Origin of the sequence: Pseudomonas syringae group sp. J248-6 (genome assembly GCF_032586995.1) — a bacterium.
GTDB lineage: Bacteria > Pseudomonadota > Gammaproteobacteria > Pseudomonadales > Pseudomonadaceae > Aquipseudomonas > Aquipseudomonas amygdali.
This window is the reverse complement of the sequence record NZ_JAWHOP010000011.1, coordinates 93,546-109,011: the sequence shown is the minus strand read 5'-3', so window position 1 is coordinate 109,011 and position 15,466 is coordinate 93,546. Positions and strand designations below refer to the sequence as shown.

The window sequence follows — 15,466 nt, the reverse complement described above, 5'->3', positions numbered from 1 at the left end:
AGCCGCTGCCCATGAGTTCGACCAAGAACCCCTGCATCAGTCTGTGCAAGTTCGATGATGATATCTGCCTGGGCTGTGGCCGCAGCAAGCGTGAAATCAAGGCCTGGAAGAAACTCGACAAGGATGACAAGCGCACGGTACTCGATGAGTCCGCCAAGCGGCTGGCGAAGCTCAAGACCGCCGGTCGTAAAAAGAAGAAGTGATTCGGGCATTTGTCACTGACGCTGGATGCGTAAACCGGCGCAGAGGCGTATCATGGCCGACCCTCGGCGATCAAGTGTCGCCCGGGCTTTCAAGTATTTCGCCCTGCCGCTATCCACAGCGCGCCGGGCACAGGTCTTGCCGGTTCTCGGCCAGCCCTGATTCGACACACCGGGAGGTGCCCAGATGAGTGAAAAAGACAAGCAGGACAGCCAGGAAATCGGACCCGCAGGCGAAAAGCTGCAGAAGGTTCTGGCGCGCATTGGCGTGGGTTCACGCCGTGACGTAGAAGCCTGGATTACCCAAGGCCGCATCAAGGTCAATGGCAAGGACGCGACCCTCGGTCAACGCGTCGATCTGCATGACGCCATCAGTGTCGATGGTCGCGTCATCAAGCGCGAAGAAGCAGCCGAAACGGTTCGCCGCGTGATCATGTACAACAAGCCCGATGGCGAAATCTGCACCCGTGACGACCCTGAAGGCCGTCCGACCGTGTTCGATCGTCTGCCGCGCCCAAAAGAGGGTCGCTGGATCAACATCGGCCGTCTCGACATCAACACCACCGGTCTGCTGATGTTCACCACTGACGGTGAGCTGGCCAACCGTCTTATGCACCCGTCGTTTGAAATGGACCGCGAATACGCAGTTCGTGTGCGTGGCGAAGTCGATGATGACATGCTGCTGCGCCTCAAGAATGGTGTGATTCTCGAAGACGGTCCGGCACGTTTCACCGATATCCAGCAGGCACCGGGCGGCGAAGGTTTCAACCACTGGTATCACTGCGTGGTGATGGAAGGTCGTAACCGTGAAGTACGCCGTCTCTGGGAATCCCAGGGGCTGGTTGTCAGCCGTCTGAAGCGTGTGCGTTACGGGCCGGTGTTCCTCAACTCCGACCTGCCGATGGGCCGCTGGCGCGAAATGAGCCAGTACGAAGTCGACATTCTGGCGGCCGAAGTCGGTCTGCAACCTGTGGCCCAGCCGCAGATGAATGCCAAGACCAAAGACAAGATGGAACGTCTGCAGCGTCAATCGTCGCGCCCTCTGGGCAAAGGCGAGCGCGTTCGCACCTTGCGTCCTGCTGCTGGCGCTCCGGCGACTGGCGACCGCGCACCGCGTCAGCCGCAAATTACCGGCAGCGAACGTGATCGTCCGCGTGGCGGCGATTCCACGCAGCGTCCTTCGCCGCGCAAGGATTCGGGCAAGCCCGGTTCGCGTGCACCGCGCCCGGCGGACAACAGCCGTGGCACACCGGTCGCCGAGCGTCCTAGCGAGATGAACAAGCGTCCTGCCAAGCCTGGGCCAAAGCGTGTCGGCATCAAGCTGGTCAACGACGATGCACCGTCAGGCAAGCGTCGCGGTCCACCGGCAGGTTCGGGTCAGCGCCCTGGCTTCGGTCGTCGCAAGCCTGAGTGATCCTGTGGTGTGAATGAATGGCAACGCCAGCCCCGAGGGCTGGCGTTGTCGTTTAGGGCGATGTGAAAAACCTTGTCATACAGCCCCGGCGCATTCATTTCCCTGTTTCAAACCTCAACCTGGATGCAGGTGTACAATGCCGCGCTTTTTTCTGTGAATCATTGCTGCTCAATGCTTCGGGCTATCCGTCCGTAGTGCTGCAATTCTGTTGCGTCACAAGCGCGGCAGGTCCTTTTCGGTCACAGAACAAGAACAATCAGGTAGCTATCGAATGAGTGAAACAACTGCACCTTCGGGTGAATTGAAGCGCGGTCTGAAGAATCGGCACATTCAGCTGATTGCTCTGGGCGGCGCTATCGGCACTGGCTTGTTTCTCGGGTCGGCGGGCGTGCTGAAATCGGCCGGGCCTTCGATGATTCTCGGTTATGCCATCTGCGGCTTCATCGCCTTCATGATCATGCGCCAGCTGGGCGAGATGATCGTCGAAGAACCGGTCGCCGGGTCGTTCAGCCACTTCGCGCACAACTACTGGGGCGGTTTCGCCGGGTTCCTGTCAGGCTGGAATTGCTGGCTGCTGTACATTTTGGTCGGCATGTCCGAGTTGACCGCCGTCGGCAAATACATCCATTACTGGTTGCCGGACATCCCGGGCTGGGTATCCGCAGCGGCCTTCTTCGTGCTGATCAATGCCATCAACCTGACCAACGTCAAGGTGTTCGGCGAGACCGAGTTCTGGTTCGCGATCATCAAGGTGGTGGCGATCATCGGCATGATCGCGCTGGGCAGTTACATGCTGGTCAGTGGCAGCGGTGGCCCGCAGGCCTCTGTGACTAACCTCTGGGAGCATGGCGGGTTTTTCCCTAACGGCGTCGGCGGCTTGGTGATGGCGCTGGCAATCATCATGTTCTCCTTCGGCGGGCTGGAGATGCTCGGTTTCACCGCTGCCGAAGCCGAACAGCCGAAGACCGTGATCCCCAAGGCAATCAACCAGGTCATCTACCGCATCCTGATTTTCTACATCGGCGCGCTGGTGGTGCTGTTGTCGCTGACGCCCTGGGACAGCCTGCTGGCCAGTCTCAATGCGTCTGGCGATTCCTACAGCGGCAGCCCGTTCGTGCAGGTGTTCTCGATGCTGGGCAGCGATGCGGCGGCGCATATCCTGAACTTCGTGGTACTGACTGCAGCGCTGTCGGTCTATAACAGCGGCACTTATTGCAACAGCCGCATGTTGGTAGGCATGGCCGAGCAGGGCGATGCGCCGAAAGCGCTGGCGCAGGTCGACAGGCGCGGGGTGCCGGTCAAGGCTATCTTTGCGTCTGCCGCGGTGACCGTGGTGGCGGTTCTGCTCAATTACTTCGTGCCGCAGCAGGCACTGGAGCTGTTGATGTCGCTGGTAGTGGCCACACTGGTCATCAACTGGGCGATGATCAGCTATTCGCATCTGAAATTCCGCCAGCACATGAACCGCACCGCCCAAGTGCCGCTGTTCAAGGCGCTGTGGTATCCCTACGGCAACTACGTGTGTCTGGCGTTTGTGCTGTTTATCCTCGGCATCATGCTGATGATTCCCGGCATCCAGATATCGGTTTACGCGATACCGGTCTGGCTGGCGGTCATGTGGGTGTGTTATCGAGCCAAGAACAGGCGTAGCGTTGTCGTGAATGCCGAGACTGGCAAATAACCGTGCCTGTTGCAGAAAAGAAGATGCCCCGATGCTGGTGATTTCCAACAATGTCCATTTGCCGGACGCCGAGATCGAGCTGACTGCCATTCGCGCCCAAGGCGCGGGTGGGCAGAACGTCAACAAGGTCTCCAGCGCCGTGCATTTGCGTTTCGACATCAACGCCTCGTCGCTGCCGCCGTTCTACAAGGAGCGGCTGCTGGCGTTGAGTGACAGTCGCATCACCAGCGATGGTGTGATCGTGCTCAAGGCCCAGCAATACCGCACTCAGGAACAGAACCGCGCCGACGCGTTATTGCGCTTGAGCGAACTGATCGTCAACGCCGCCAAAGTCGAAAAGAAACGCCGCCCGACACGGCCGACCCTGGGTTCCAAGACCCGCCGCCTGGAGTCCAAGAGCAAACGCGGCTCGATCAAGGCCGGACGCGGGAAAGTGGATTTCTGAGTACAGCTGGCCCTTCAAGATCGGACGCAGAGCGTCGCGAAATGCATTACCGATAATCGCACTATCGTGCGGCGCTCTGCGTCGCATGCCTTTCCGGACGCTCTGCGTCCTCTTTGCGACGCAGAGCGTTACGACGCTAAAGCGTCTGAGCGATGACCGGAACCGACCATCAGTGGCGTACCACCTGCGTCTGCTTGTACAGATAGACGCTTAACGCCAGCCCGGTAAGTGACGCCAGTGCCGCGAACAGGAAGATCGAGACAAAGCCGAAGCCTGCGGCAATCGCGCCTGCCAGTGGGCCGGTGATGCCCAGGGACAGGTCAATGAACAGCGAGTAAGCGCCCACCGCTGCGCCGCGGCTGGAGGCAGGGACGAGGTTCACAGCTTCCACGCCCAGCGCCGGGAACACCAGCGAGAACCCGAAACCGGTCAACGCCGCGCCAGCCAGTGCCAGCTCCGGAGTGGGGGCCATCCACAGCAGCAACAGCCCCAGGCTTTCCACTGACAGGCAGACAATCGCCACCCGAAAGCCGCCCAGACGATTGATCAGGTTGCCGAACAGCAGGCGCGCCGCGATGAAACTGCCACCGAACAGGGTCAGGCACAGCGCCGCATTCGGCCAGTGGTTGCTCGCGTAGTACAAGGTGATAAAGGTTGCGATGGTGCCGAAGCCAATGCCGCCCAGCGCCAGGCCCATGCCGTGTGGAAACACTCGCCCCAGCACATGCATGAAGGGCAACCGTTCACCCGGCACAATCGGTGCGGCCTGCTTGTGCCAGGTCAGGTATAAGCCCAGTGCGCAGAGCAGCATGATGCTGACCCCCACTGTCCACAACCCGAGCGAGTTAACCATCCAGACACCCAGCGGTGCGCCGATGGCCAGAGCGCCGTAGCTGGCGATACCGTTCCAGGAGATCACTTTGGCAGTGTTCTGCGCGCCGACCCGGCCAATGCCCCAGCCAATCGAACCCGAACCTACCAGACTTTCCGCGCTGCCGAGAATCACCCGGCCAATCAGCAGAATGATCAGGCTCGCCATCGGCCAGCTGTCCAGCCAGACCGGCACCAGCATGAATATACCGCTCAGCCCGCAGCCGGTCAGGCCGATCTGCACGGCTTTCTTGCTGCCCAGATTGTCGATGATACGGCTCGCCCATGGTCGACTGATCAATGTCGCCAGGTACTGCACGCTGATCACCAGGCCTGCGATAACCGCGCCGAAGCCCAGATCGCTGTGGACGTAGCCTGGCAATACGGCAAGCGGAATACCGATATTCAGGTAGCCGATGAACGTGAACATCACGATGGAAATGACGGTCTGGGTAACAGCCATAGGGGTTTGCGGCGTGGTTTGCTGTGTCTCGGGCATGGGGCAGGCTTTCGTTCTGTGCGGGTATGGCGTTCGAGCGGGCAGGGAAAACCCTTAGCAAGCTCTCGAAGTGCTCATCATACCGACGCATCGCGTGGTGCAGGTGCAACGAAGTGAAATAAACGGCAAATGGGGGATTATTTGTCTGCCGGGGCTACAAGCTGAGTGGTCACGAGGGCGGCCAAGGCGTTTTCCTGAGTACCGAAACGGGCGAGCAAGGCGCTCTGTTTTTCCGGGCTGAGGCGTGACCAGATTTCGATCATTTTCTCTGCGGTGCCAATCAGGGCATTGGCTTGCGTTTCAGTGAAGTCGCTCATAAAAATCTGCTGTTTGCCTGTTGCTGGTTTTCCAGGCGTATTGAAAATCGGCAGAACCGTTTTTCGATACGCCTGAAAACAATCGCCTTCAGTCTTTGCTTCCGGCTTTCTGGCTGTCTTGAGCCGAGGGTGCTGCTTTCATTGCGACAGGTTGACCAAGCTCCTGTTGAGCCAGGGTCGACTGTTGTGGTTCCTGTTGGCCTGGTGGGAAGTTAGGGATTTCATGCATCGTCGTCGCTCCTCGCAAGGGGTTGCAGATAGAACCGTGCTTTAAAAAAGCCTGCGCAGGATACCCCACTGAAAATGACAATCAGGATATTTTTTTATCCTCATTGGCCTGTCAGCGAAACAAAATCGCATTTTCACTGTCCGGGCCCATGCCTTGCGAGTCGCTGCACGCTTTGGTTTTACTGCGTTATGGCTGCATCAGGGCGCAATAACCTTCGTAGACCTTCTCGCAAAAATTATTTGCGGCCCTCGGCGCCATGTGCCACTTCATCGGTGCGCGCGGCCATGATGAAGTCGTTGCGGTGCAGTCCTTTGATCGAGTGGCTCCACCAGGTCACCGTCACTTTGCCCCATTCGGTCAGCAGGCCTGGATGGTGGCCTTCAGCCTCGGCAATCTCGCCGACCGCGTTGGTGAACGCCAGGGCGAATTTGAAATTCTTGAACAGGAATACTTTTTCAAGCTGCATGACGCCGTCGCGGACTTCGATGTTCCAGTCGGGGATCTGCTTGAGCAGTTCCGGCAGCTCGGCTTCGCTGACTTGTGGGGCGTCTGCTCGGCAGGCTTCGCAATGGGCTTGATTCAAGGTGCTCATAAACAGGGTTTCCTTTTCATATACCTGGCCGCATTTCAGGCCGCGTGGCTTTTGGTTTTAGGTGGGAATTTCGGGGCGTGCAAGCCCAACTGCATGCCCTGTTCTACCAGCGTCATGATGTCTTCCTGCGCCAGGTCGAACAGGCGCTTGAGGCTTGGCAGAACAAAATACAGCGGTTGCAGAATGTCGATGCGGTATGGCGTGCGCATCGCTTCAAGCGGGTCAAATAGCTGGTGTTCGGGAGCCGACGACAGGCTGTATACCGCTTCCTTGGGCGAAGAAAGAATACCGCCGCCATAGATCTTGCGCCCGTGTGGTGTATCGACCAGGCCAAACTCGATGGTCATCCAGTACAGCCGGGCCAGATACACACGTTGTTCCTTGCTCGCGCTCAGGCCAAGTTTGCCGTAGGTGTGGGTAAATTCGGCAAACCACGGATTGGTCAGCAGCGGGCAGTGACCAAAGATTTCATGAAAGATGTCCGGTTCCTGAAGATAGTCCAGCTCTTCCTCGGTGCGAATAAACGTCGCCACCGGGAAGCGCTTGCTGGCCAGCAGTTCAAAGAACGTCTGGAAGGGGATCAGCGCTGGCACTCGCTCAACCTGCCAGCCGGTGGTCGCACCCAGCACCTTGTTGATTTCTCCCAGCTGCGGAATACGCTCATGGGGAAGGCCCAGTTGCTCGATACCGTCCAGATACTCCTGACAGGCCCGACCTTCAATGATCGTCATCTGCCGGGTAATCAAGGTGTTCCATACCGCATGTTCGGCAGCTGTGTAATCAATGAAGCCCGAAGCGTCCGGCTCGCGTGCCACGTAAAGCGTCTGGGCCATGCTGATGTCCTCGAAAGGCTGCTCTTGTGAAGTATTTTTGTAAAAGCCTGCCTGCAGGAATAACCCGCTTTCGACGATGGGTCTGCCTGTGAAAGTCGTCGCGCTCCCGTCCTGTCGCCAGATTTCGTAACGAAAACTTTACGAATGATTCCCGTGGGTCAGGAATTCAGCAGATTGCTCTCTCGCGAAGCGTGCGTCTGTAACGTATTGTTGACGGAAAACTTTGCCACTCTCTAAAAAAACCATGCTCACAGGGGCGAATGAATCATGCGCATCAAGGTGCATTGCCAGAACCGGATCGGCATTCTTCGCGACATTCTCGATCTGTTGGTGGCCTACGGCGTCAACGTGGCGCGTGGTGAAGTGGGGGGCGAGCATGGCGACGCTATCTATCTGCATTGCCCGAACCTGATCAATCTGCAGTTTCAGGCCCTGCGCCTGAAGTTTGAGGCGATCACCGGTGTATTCGGCGTCAAGCGTGTCGGGCTGATGCCCAGCGAGCGTCGGCACATGGAGCTCAACGCCTTGCTCGGTGCGCTGGAGTTCCCTGTGCTGTCTATCGACATGGCCGGCGCAATCGTCGCAGCCAATCGCGCAGCCGCGCAGTTGCTGGGTGTGCGGGTCGATGAAGTGCCGGGGATACCTTTGTCGCGCTATGCCGAGGATTTCGACCTGCCTGAGCTGGTGCGGGCCAGCCAGTCGCGGATCAACGGCCTGCGGGTCAAGGTGCGCGGCGATGTGTTTCTCGCCGACATCGCCCCGTTGCAATCGGAGCACGATGACAGCGAAGCCATGGCCGGGGCCGTACTGACCCTGCACCGCGCTGATCGGGTCGGTGAGCGCATTTACCATGTGCGCAAGCAGGAGTTACGCGGCTTTGACAGCATCTTTCAGAGTTCGAAGGTCATGGCCGCGGTCGTCCGCGAGGCGCGGCGCATGGCACCACTGGATGCGCCGCTGCTGATCGAGGGCGAAACCGGCACCGGCAAGGAATTGCTGGCCCGTGCCTGTCACCTTGCCAGCCCGCGCGGCCAGTCACCGCTGATGGCGCTCAACTGTGCCGGGCTGTCGGAGTCCATGGCCGAGATTGAGCTGTTCGGCTATGACCCCGGTGCGTTCGAAGGCGCGCGAGCGGAAGGCCGACTCGGGCTGCTGGAGCTGACAGCAGGCGGCACGTTGTTCCTTGATGGCGTGGGTGAGTTGAGTGCGCGTATGCAGGCCAAGCTGCTGCGTTTCATTCAGGACGGCAGCTTTCGCCGGGTCGGCAGCGATGAGGATATGTTTCTCGATGTGCGTGTGATGTGTTCGACCCAGGTCGACCTGTCGGAGCTATGCACCCAAGGGGTTTTCAGGCAGGACCTTTATCATCGCCTCAATGTGCTGTCGCTGCACATACCGCCGTTGCGCGATTGTCTGGACGGTCTTGAGCCGCTGGTGGAACACTTTCTGGATCACGCCAGCCGCCAGATCGGCTGCCCGTTGCCAGGCATTGCGCCGGCTGCCATCAAGCGCCTGAGTCAGTACCACTGGCCCGGCAATGTAAGGCAATTGGAAAATGTATTGTTTCAGGCTGTATCGCTGTGTGACGGCAGCAAGGTACAGGCCGAGCATATTCGTTTGCCGGATTACGGTGTGCGGCCAGGGCTGAGCGATATGTCTCTGGAAGGGGGGCTGGAGGCTATTATCGGGCGTTTCGAAAAATCGGTGCTGGAACATTTATATGTGCAATATCCCAGCAGTCGCCAATTGGGCAAACGCCTGGGGGTGTCACATACAACCATTGCCAACAAGTTGCGTGGCTATGAGTTGGGGCGTGAGTCAGGTCAGCACGCAGCCGATCAACAATCCGCTGATTGACCGTCCGGCAACCAACGCTCGTGCATACGCCTCGCAATCAATATCTGCGAGGCGTCGGGCACGGGTCGCAACAGCGAAAAGCATCAACCGTTGCTGCAGCCGTTGCCCATCACCTGGTAGCTCATGGTGTGCCGTGCGCCTTGCGAGTCTTCATAGACCATGCGCGCCGGGACCACTTCGCAGACGTTGGGGATCTGGCTGATGGAAATAACCCGGGCGATATCCAGATGAGTGCCATACGTGTATTGCTCGACACGGGCTTGCTGGGCAGCAACTTTGGTCTGCGATTCTTCGGCCATGGCGAAGCTGCTGACACCGCACAGTGCCAATGTCACTAATAAAGCTTTCATTGTGTTTTACCTTTTTGAAAGTGAGCGCGTGCGCATCACGCTTTTAGCGTCATGTGCGAACTCTGTTTGATATCTAGAAGCGGGCTGCGTGGGGGCAGCTGATAGTTGCCGTGTTGGCGAGATGAATTCTAGGCCTGTTGCAAGGCGACATATATAAAGACTTTGGATAAGCGCTTTCATCAAAACGGTAATAATCCGGAGGCCGTCTGAGGCTCCGGCCCCGCCCGGTAATACCAACGTCGAATGGCCCCACCGGGTGGGGCGGGATACAACGGGTGCATAAAACAACAACTATCCACCGAGGTAACCAAGATGAGTGCAGCTTCCCTGTACCCCGTCCGCCCAGAAGTCGCAGCGACTACGCTGACGGATGAAGCGACCTACAAGGCCATGTACCAGCAGTCGGTGGTCAACCCTGATGGTTTCTGGCGTGAACAGGCTCAGCGCCTCGACTGGATCAAACCTTTCAGTGTGGTCAAGCAAACCTCGTTCGACGACCATCGGGTCGATATCAAATGGTTCGCCGACGGTACGCTGAACGTTGCCTATAACTGCCTGGATCGCCATCTGGCAGAGCGCGGCGACACCATTGCCATCATCTGGGAAGGCGATGACCCTTCCGAGCACCGCGAAATCACCTACCGCGAGCTGCACGCCGAAGTCTGCAAGTTTGCCAACGCACTGCGTGGTCAGGACGTTCACCGTGGCGACGTCGTCACTATCTACATGCCGATGATCCCCGAGGCTGTGGTCGCCATGCTGGCGTGCGCCCGGATCGGTGCGATTCACTCGGTGGTATTCGGCGGTTTCTCGCCCGAAGCGCTGGCTGGGCGGATCATCGATTGCAGTTCCAAAGTGGTTATTACTGCCGACGAAGGCCTGCGTGGAGGCAAGAAGACTGCGCTCAAGGCCAACGTCGACCGCGCCCTGACCAACCCGGAAACCAGCAGCGTGCAGAAGGTTATCGTCTGCAAACGCACCGGTGGCGAGATCGAGTGGAACCGTCATCGTGACATCTGGTACCACTCGCTTCTGGAAGTGGCCTCCAGCACCTGCGCGCCAAAAGAGATGGGGGCCGAAGAGTCGCTGTTCATCCTCTACACTTCGGGCTCGACCGGCAAACCCAAGGGTGTGTTGCACACCACCGCAGGTTATCTGCTTTATGCGGCGCTGACCCACGAGCGTGTGTTTGACTACAAACCGGGCGAAATCTACTGGTGCACCGCCGACGTCGGCTGGGTCACCGGGCACAGCTACATTGTCTATGGGCCCTTGGCCAATGGTGCAACCACGCTGCTGTTTGAAGGTGTGCCGAACTACCCGGACATCACGCGTGTGTCAAAAATCATCGACAAGCACAAGGTCAATATCCTCTACACCGCGCCGACCGCGATCCGCGCCATGATGGCCGAGGGCACCAAGTCTGTTGAAGGTGCCGACGGTTCCAGTCTGCGCTTGTTGGGTTCGGTGGGCGAGCCGATCAACCCGGAAGCCTGGGGCTGGTACTACAACACCGTTGGCAAACAGAACTGCCCGATTGTCGATACCTGGTGGCAGACCGAAACCGGCGGCATTCTGATCAGCCCGCTGCCAGGCGCAACAGCGCTGAAACCGGGCTCGGCAACACGTCCGTTCTTCGGCGTGATTCCGGCGCTGGTGGACAACCTGGGCAACCTCATCGAGGGCGCGGCCGAAGGCAATCTGGTGATTCTCGATTCCTGGCCGGGTCAGTCACGCTCGCTGTACGGCGACCACGACCGTTTCGTCGACACCTACTTCAAGACCTTCCGTGGCATGTACTTCACCGGTGACGGTGCCCGTCGCGATGAGGACGGCTACTACTGGATCACCGGGCGCGTAGATGATGTGCTCAACGTTTCCGGCCATCGCATGGGCACCGCAGAGATCGAAAGCGCGATGGTTGCGCACCCGAAAGTCGCCGAAGCCGCAGTGGTCGGTGTGCCGCATGACTTGAAAGGGCAGGGCATCTACGTCTACGTCACCCTCAACGGTGGCGAAGAACCGAGCGACGCGCTACGCACTGAGTTGCGCAACTGGGTGCGCAAGGAGATCGGCCCGATTGCTTCGCCTGATTTCATCCAGTGGGCGCCTGGATTGCCGAAGACCCGTTCGGGCAAGATCATGCGCCGTATCCTGCGCAAGATTGCCACCGCTGAGTACGATGCGCTGGGTGACATCTCGACGCTGGCCGATCCGGGTGTGGTGCAGCACCTGATTGACACGCACAAGACCATGAACGCTGCCTGACCGCTCATTGACTGAGCGCGCCTCGTCCGGTGAACGCCGGGCGGGGCGCTTTTGTTTGTGCGGCCCGGTATCGGAAACGAGATATATATCGGTTTGTTACGGGTTTACACGGCGTTGTCGGACGGTGCTTCATTGTGAGACGTTCTCTGGCTTTCTTTTAGGAAGCTGCGACGCATCAGGGCGTTTCATCCGCCATATGGAACGCTGGGCTTGCCGGATTAGAAGGGTTTGCCAATAATGGGCGCGCTTTTTGCTGTTATGACAGGTTTAGCTGGCTCTGCTGGATCAGCAGAAATATGCTTCGTCAATAGCTGGTAGTGGGTTTTTCGGTGCATCTGTAACTAGTTGTCGCATTGAAGAAATATCGACTTCGAGCCTGTCGTTAAAATGCCCGTCATTCGCCGAAGGTCCGTGAGCCACCAATGCGGTGTCACGCCCCCGGCGTCGCTCTCCCCCGAGATTGTCCTTTCGCACATTGGGCGCTTGCTCACTTTGCCACTTGTCGTGCTTTACCGATGGAGTCCTGGAAATGAAGAAGCTCATGCTTATTGGCGCGATGGCGTTGTCCGTGCTCGCCCAGCCGATCTTTGCTGATGAAAAACCGCTGAAAATCGGCATCGAAGCGGCTTACCCTCCGTTCGCTTCCAAGGCTCCGGATGGCAGCATCGTCGGTTTTGACTACGACATCGGCAATGCGCTGTGTGAAGAAATGAAGGTCAAGTGCACTTGGGTCGAGCAGGAATTCGACGGTCTTATCCCGGCACTGAAAGTGCGCAAGATCGACGCGATCCTTTCGTCCATGTCGATCACCGACGACCGCAAGAAGTCTGTGGATTTCACCGGCAAGTACTACAATTCCCCGGCCCGTCTGGTCATGAAAGACGGCACCGTGATCAGCGACAGCCTGGCGGAACTCAAGGGCAAGAAAATCGGCGTGCAGCGCGGTTCGATCCATGAGCGTTTCGCCCGTGAAGTTCTTGCTCCCAAAGGTGTGGAAGTGACGCCGTACGGTTCGCAGAACGAAATCTACCTGGACATCGGTGCGGGTCGTCTGGATGGCACGATTGCCGACGCCACCCTGCTGCAGGACGGCTTCCTGAAGACCGACGCAGGCAAGGGTTACGCGTTCACAGGTCCATCGTTCACCGACCCGAAATACTTCGGTGACGGCATCGGCATCGCCGTGCGCAAGGGTGACAAGGCCAACCTTGAGCGCCTCAATGCTGCCATTGCAGCCATCCGTGCCAACGGCAAGTACAAGGCCATCCAGGACAAATATTTCGACTTCGATATCTACGGCAAGTAAGTCGTCATACCGATCCTGATCAATGGCGCAAACAGAATTGCCTGGCTTGCGCCATTTTTATTCCACGCTTGAGGACCGCACATCATGTTGAAAGGTTACGGAGCTGTCATCCTCGAAGGTGCCTGGCTGACGTTGCAGCTGGCCCTGTCGTCGATGGCTCTGGCGATCGTTCTCGGTCTGATCGGCGTGGCGCTTCGTCTGTCGCCGGTACGCTGGATTGCCTGGCTGGGCGATCTGTACAGCACGGTCATTCGCGGCATTCCCGATCTGGTCCTGATATTGCTGATTTTCTACGGCGGTCAGGACCTGCTCAACCGCGTTGCGCCGCTGCTGGGTTTTGATGACTACATCGATCTTGACCCCTTGCTGGCCGGCATCTGCACTCTGGGCTTCATCTTCGGTGCCTATCTCTCGGAAACCTTTCGCGGTGCGTTCATGGCGATCCCCAAGGGGCAGGCCGAAGCCGGCATGGCGTATGGCCTGAGCAGCGGCAAGGTGTTCTTCCGCATTCTGGTGCCGCAGATGATTCGTCTGGCGATCCCCGGCTTCACCAATAACTGGCTGGTGTTGACCAAGGCCACCGCACTGATTTCCGTGGTCGGCCTGCAGGACATGATGTTCAAGGCCAAGCAGGCGGCCGATGCCACCCGCGAGCCTTTCACCTTCTTTCTGGCGGTTGCAGCGATGTACCTGGTTATTACCAGTGTTTCGCTGCTCGCCTTGCGTTACCTCGAAAAACGCTACTCGGTAGGCGTCAGGGCGGCTGACCTATGATCTTTGACTACAACGTGATCTGGGACAGCCTGCCGCTGTACTTCGACGGCTTGCTGACCACCCTGAAACTGCTGGCGATTTCGCTCGCATTCGGGCTGCTCGCGGCGTTGCCGCTGGGCCTGATGCGGGTCTCGAAAAACCCTTGGGTCAACATGCCTGCCTGGCTGTACACCTATGTGATTCGCGGCACGCCGATGCTGGTCCAGCTGTTCCTGATTTATTACGGGCTGGCCCAGTTCGACGCGGTGCGCGAAAGCTTTTTATGGCCCTGGCTGTCAAGCGCTACGTTTTGTGCCTGTCTGGCATTCACCATCAATACCAGCGCCTACACAGCCGAGATCATTGCTGGCAGCCTCAAGGCCACGCCGGCCGGTGAAATCGAGGCAGCGCGGGCCATGGGCATGTCGAAGGCCAAAATGTATCGGCGCATTCTGCTGCCGTCGGCCTTGCGCCGGGCGCTGCCGCAGTACAGCAACGAGGTCATCATGATGCTGCAGACGACCAGTCTGGCCTCCATCGTGACCCTGATCGACATCACCGGCGCTGCCCGCACGGTCAACGCGCAGTTCTACCTGCCGTTCGAGGCTTACGTTACCGCAGGCGTTTTCTATCTATGCCTGACATTCATTCTGGTGCGGCTGTTCAAAATTGCCGAACGCCGCTGGCTGGGCTATCTGGCCCCACGGAAGGTCTGAAATGCAAAGAATCGATCATGTATTGCCGTGGAGCACCCTCGGCACCGAACGCACGCTGAGTGTCTTTCGTTTCGGCACCGGCGAGCGCAAAGCGTATATTCAGGCCAGTCTGCACGCAGACGAACTGCCCGGCATGCGCACCGCCTGGGAGTTGAAGAAACGCCTGACCGAGCTGGAACAGCAAGGCGCCCTCAAGGGCGTCGTCGAGCTGGTGCCGGTGGCCAATCCGCTGGGGCTGGGGCAGTTGCTGCAAGGCGCACACCAAGGGCGTTTCGAGTTCGGCAGCGGCAAGAATTTCAACCGTGACTTCACCGAGCTGAGCGAGCCGGTCGCCGAGTTGCTGGAAGGCCAGTTGGGCGATGACCCGCGCGCCAATACCCAATTGATTCGTCAGGCGATGATGACTGCACTTGACGGCTTGCCTGCCGCGCAATCGGAGTTGCAGGGCATGCAGCGCATCCTGCTCAAGCATGCCTGCATCGCTGATGTGGTGCTTGACCTGCATTGCGATGCCGATGCCGCGCTGCATATGTATGCCTTGCCGCAGCACTGGCCGCAATGGCGCTCGCTGTCGGCGCACCTGAATATTCAGGTGGCACTGCTGGCCGAGGATTCCGGTGGCAGTTCCTTCGATGAAGCCTGTTCGCTGCCGTGGTTGCGTCTGTCACGGACCTTCCCGCAGGCGCAGATCCCGCTGGCGTGTCTGGCGACCACTATCGAGCTGGGTGGTCAGGCCGACACCGGCAGGCCTCAGGCGCAAGCGCACGCCGAAGGCATTCTGGCGTTTCTGGCCGAGCAGGGTTTCATCAGCGGTGACTGGCCGCAGCCGGCACATCAAGCCTGCGAAGGTATGCCATTCGAAGGCACCGAATTGCTCTATGCGCCGCATCCTGGCGTGGTGACATTCCTGCGTGCCGCAGGCGATAAAGTCGAAGTCGGCGATGCGCTGTTCGAAGTCATCGACCCGCTGTCCGATCAGGTCAGTACCATTTGTGCGAATACTGCCGGGGTGTTGTTTGCCATCGAGCGGCTTCGTTACGCTCAACCAGGTTTCTGGCTGGCCAAAGTGGCGGGGCGCACCGCGCTGCGTCATGGACGTCTGCTCAGTGATTGACCGTTCTGTGGGAACCCAAAGC

Annotated in this window: 15 protein-coding genes; 10 read left to right on the top strand and 5 right to left on the bottom strand. The window is 58.7% G+C overall.

Annotated features, from left to right (window positions below; genetic code table 11):
* The first annotated feature begins 11 nt into the window (after positions 1–11).
* From RYC17_RS15935 to arfB, 4 genes are all read left to right on the top strand, one after another.
* Complete coding sequence (locus RYC17_RS15935; protein ID WP_005767716.1) at positions 12–203, top strand: DUF1289 domain-containing protein; 192 nt, start codon at positions 12–14, stop codon at positions 201–203.
* 184 nt (positions 204–387) lie between these two features.
* Positions 388–1,614, top strand: a complete 1,227-nt coding sequence (rluB, locus tag RYC17_RS15930) for a 23S rRNA pseudouridine(2605) synthase RluB (protein ID WP_005781848.1) — start codon at positions 388–390, stop codon at positions 1,612–1,614.
* A gap of 271 nt (positions 1,615–1,885) precedes the next feature.
* Complete coding sequence (locus RYC17_RS15925) at positions 1,886–3,295, top strand: amino acid permease (RefSeq protein WP_316903719.1); 1,410 nt, start codon at positions 1,886–1,888, stop codon at positions 3,293–3,295.
* Between the two features lie 31 nt (positions 3,296–3,326).
* Complete coding sequence (gene arfB / locus RYC17_RS15920; protein WP_003314723.1) at positions 3,327–3,740, top strand: alternative ribosome rescue aminoacyl-tRNA hydrolase ArfB; 414 nt, start codon at positions 3,327–3,329, stop codon at positions 3,738–3,740.
* 169 nt (positions 3,741–3,909) lie between these two features.
* On the opposite strand, the gene RYC17_RS15915 is transcribed toward arfB, so the two are convergent.
* The 4 genes from RYC17_RS15915 to phhA form a co-directional block, all read right to left on the bottom strand.
* On the bottom strand, positions 3,910–5,109 hold the full coding sequence (locus RYC17_RS15915) for an MFS transporter (protein ID WP_122257998.1): 1,200 nt from the start codon (positions 5,107–5,109) through the stop codon (positions 3,910–3,912).
* A 137-nt stretch (positions 5,110–5,246) separates the two neighbouring features.
* Positions 5,247–5,426, bottom strand: coding sequence for a hypothetical protein (locus tag RYC17_RS15910; RefSeq protein WP_005746724.1), 180 nt, complete (start codon positions 5,424–5,426; stop codon positions 5,247–5,249).
* Between the two features lie 464 nt (positions 5,427–5,890).
* Positions 5,891–6,247 (bottom strand): 4a-hydroxytetrahydrobiopterin dehydratase, encoded by a 357-nt coding sequence (locus RYC17_RS15905; protein ID WP_316903717.1) that lies wholly within the window; start codon positions 6,245–6,247, stop codon positions 5,891–5,893.
* 35 nt (positions 6,248–6,282) lie between these two features.
* Entirely contained in the window at positions 6,283–7,080 is a 798-nt protein-coding gene (phhA, locus tag RYC17_RS15900) for a phenylalanine 4-monooxygenase (RefSeq protein WP_230016577.1), read from the bottom strand.
* Between the two features lie 267 nt (positions 7,081–7,347).
* Between phhA and RYC17_RS15895 the strand changes: the two genes are divergently transcribed.
* The gene (locus RYC17_RS15895; protein ID WP_316903715.1) at positions 7,348–8,937 is read left to right on the top strand and encodes a sigma-54-dependent transcriptional regulator; all 1,590 of its coding nucleotides are present in this window, start codon (positions 7,348–7,350) and stop codon (positions 8,935–8,937) included.
* Positions 8,938–9,020: 83 nt separating this feature from the next.
* Here the strand turns inward: RYC17_RS15895 and RYC17_RS15890 are convergent, their stop codons facing one another.
* Entirely contained in the window at positions 9,021–9,287 is a 267-nt protein-coding gene (locus tag RYC17_RS15890) for a DUF2790 domain-containing protein (protein WP_002554445.1), read from the bottom strand.
* A 312-nt stretch (positions 9,288–9,599) separates the two neighbouring features.
* On the opposite strand from RYC17_RS15890, the gene acs reads away from it, so the two are divergent.
* From acs to RYC17_RS15865, 5 genes are all read left to right on the top strand, one after another.
* Positions 9,600–11,555: an acetate--CoA ligase gene (gene acs, locus RYC17_RS15885; RefSeq protein WP_002554444.1), complete on the top strand. Its 1,956-nt coding sequence runs from the start codon at positions 9,600–9,602 to the stop codon at positions 11,553–11,555.
* 529 nt (positions 11,556–12,084) lie between these two features.
* Positions 12,085–12,861: an ABC transporter substrate-binding protein gene (locus RYC17_RS15880; RefSeq protein ID WP_002554443.1), complete on the top strand. Its 777-nt coding sequence runs from the start codon at positions 12,085–12,087 to the stop codon at positions 12,859–12,861.
* Positions 12,862–12,945: 84 nt separating this feature from the next.
* On the top strand, positions 12,946–13,635 hold the full coding sequence (locus tag RYC17_RS15875; RefSeq protein WP_002554442.1) for an ABC transporter permease: 690 nt from the start codon (positions 12,946–12,948) through the stop codon (positions 13,633–13,635).
* Positions 13,632–14,330 carry an ABC transporter permease gene (locus RYC17_RS15870; RefSeq protein ID WP_057454656.1) on the top strand — a complete coding sequence of 233 codons (699 nt, stop codon included), beginning with the start codon at positions 13,632–13,634 and terminating at the stop codon, positions 14,328–14,330. Before RYC17_RS15875 ends, RYC17_RS15870 begins: the two co-directional genes overlap by 4 nt.
* 1 nt (position 14,331) lies before the next feature.
* Positions 14,332–15,444: a succinylglutamate desuccinylase/aspartoacylase family protein gene (locus RYC17_RS15865; protein ID WP_122258002.1), complete on the top strand. Its 1,113-nt coding sequence runs from the start codon at positions 14,332–14,334 to the stop codon at positions 15,442–15,444.
* Positions 15,445–15,466: the final 22 nt, after the last annotated feature.

Bases quoted from the DNA above. Each gene is read 5' to 3' on its own strand.
- acs (WP_002554444.1), top strand. From the start codon at position 9,600: ATGAGTGCAGCTTCCCTGTACCCCGTCCGCCCAGAAGTCGCAGCGACT.
- RYC17_RS15905 (WP_316903717.1), bottom strand. From the start codon at position 6,247: ATGAGCACCTTGAATCAAGCCCATTGCGAAGCCTGCCGAGCAGACGCC.
- RYC17_RS15880 (WP_002554443.1), top strand. From the start codon at position 12,085: ATGAAGAAGCTCATGCTTATTGGCGCGATGGCGTTGTCCGTGCTCGCC.
- rluB (WP_005781848.1), top strand. From the start codon at position 388: ATGAGTGAAAAAGACAAGCAGGACAGCCAGGAAATCGGACCCGCAGGC.
- phhA (WP_230016577.1), bottom strand. From the start codon at position 7,080: ATGGCCCAGACGCTTTACGTGGCACGCGAGCCGGACGCTTCGGGCTTC.
- RYC17_RS15910 (WP_005746724.1), bottom strand. From the start codon at position 5,426: ATGAGCGACTTCACTGAAACGCAAGCCAATGCCCTGATTGGCACCGCA.
- RYC17_RS15935 (WP_005767716.1), top strand. From the start codon at position 12: ATGAGTTCGACCAAGAACCCCTGCATCAGTCTGTGCAAGTTCGATGAT.
- RYC17_RS15865 (WP_122258002.1), top strand. From the start codon at position 14,332: ATGCAAAGAATCGATCATGTATTGCCGTGGAGCACCCTCGGCACCGAA.
- RYC17_RS15875 (WP_002554442.1), top strand. From the start codon at position 12,946: ATGTTGAAAGGTTACGGAGCTGTCATCCTCGAAGGTGCCTGGCTGACG.
- RYC17_RS15890 (WP_002554445.1), bottom strand. From the start codon at position 9,287: ATGAAAGCTTTATTAGTGACATTGGCACTGTGCGGTGTCAGCAGCTTC.
- arfB (WP_003314723.1), top strand. From the start codon at position 3,327: ATGCTGGTGATTTCCAACAATGTCCATTTGCCGGACGCCGAGATCGAG.
- RYC17_RS15925 (WP_316903719.1), top strand. From the start codon at position 1,886: ATGAGTGAAACAACTGCACCTTCGGGTGAATTGAAGCGCGGTCTGAAG.
- RYC17_RS15870 (WP_057454656.1), top strand. From the start codon at position 13,632: ATGATCTTTGACTACAACGTGATCTGGGACAGCCTGCCGCTGTACTTC.
- RYC17_RS15915 (WP_122257998.1), bottom strand. From the start codon at position 5,109: ATGCCCGAGACACAGCAAACCACGCCGCAAACCCCTATGGCTGTTACC.
- RYC17_RS15895 (WP_316903715.1), top strand. From the start codon at position 7,348: ATGCGCATCAAGGTGCATTGCCAGAACCGGATCGGCATTCTTCGCGAC.